Genomic DNA, 1012 nt, shown 5'->3' on the forward strand with positions numbered 1-1012 from the left:
TTTTGGTTTGCCCAGCATGGGCGAACTCTAACGGGTGAAAGTCCCGAGTACGACCTTGTAGCGGTAAGTACATAGCTAATAGCAAGGGTGTCCACGGTGACGTGGAATCTAAAGGAAGCTTGAAGGCAAACCTTCGGTCTGACGAACAGAAACCATATAAGAGGCAACGTATGAGGATAAGACTGCCAAAGAAGTTAAAGTCCAATAGCTACTATATCGTACGGTGTAAATATGGCAGATAGATGAAGGGAAAGAGTTCGCACCTTAACTGGGGAGGTCTCACTAGTCTGTACCAAAATCTTATAGTGATATGAGACTGGATAGTGAGAAGTCAGCAGAAGCCGTAGTAGTAAAGATGTCTAGCGAAAGTTAGAAAGAGCGAAGGGCTGAACAATTTTATCGTTATAGAAATCTCGATTGGGAGAGGAAACAGACCACTGGCGAAAAACGGAAAAGTGGATACCGTCTCCACGAGAAGGAAAGGAAATAACAAGCATGTACGAAAGGAAATTACTTGATGAGATTCTTAACAAAGACAATCTTAATCAAGCATTTAAACAAGTAAAGAAAAACAAGGGTGCACCAGGTGTTGATAGAATGACGGTAGATGAGTTGGAGAGGTACTTGTTGATGAACAAAGACGAGATTATCCAACAAATTAGACAGAGAAAATATCAACCCCAACCCGTATTAAGAGTAGAAATCCCAAAACCCAATGGGGGTATACGACTCCTAGGTATACCGACGGTCATAGATAGAGTCATTCAACAAGCAATTGCACAAGTTCTCACCCCCATGTTTGATAAGAATTTCAGCGAGCATAGCTTTGGATTCAGACCTAGACGCTATGCAGAAATGGCTATCTTACAAGCTTTAGAATTTATTAATGATGGTTACGAATGGATAGTAGATATAGACCTCGAACGTTTCTTCGACACGGTAAATCACGACAGGTTAATGAATCTCATATCAAGAACAGTGGATGACGGGGATGTAATCTCTCTCATTCGTA

1 protein-coding gene is annotated in these 1012 nt (G+C 41.4%); it reads left to right on the forward strand.

The genetic code is table 11. The annotated features are described in order from the left end of the window. Positions 1-495 precede the first annotated feature (495 nt). A partial coding sequence (locus tag AC4GZ8_RS26405; protein WP_491084838.1) for a reverse transcriptase domain-containing protein occupies positions 496-1012 on the forward strand: 517 nt, incomplete at its 3' end.

This window comes from Metabacillus sp. RB-C-LZQ-3-1, from assembly GCF_058315175.1.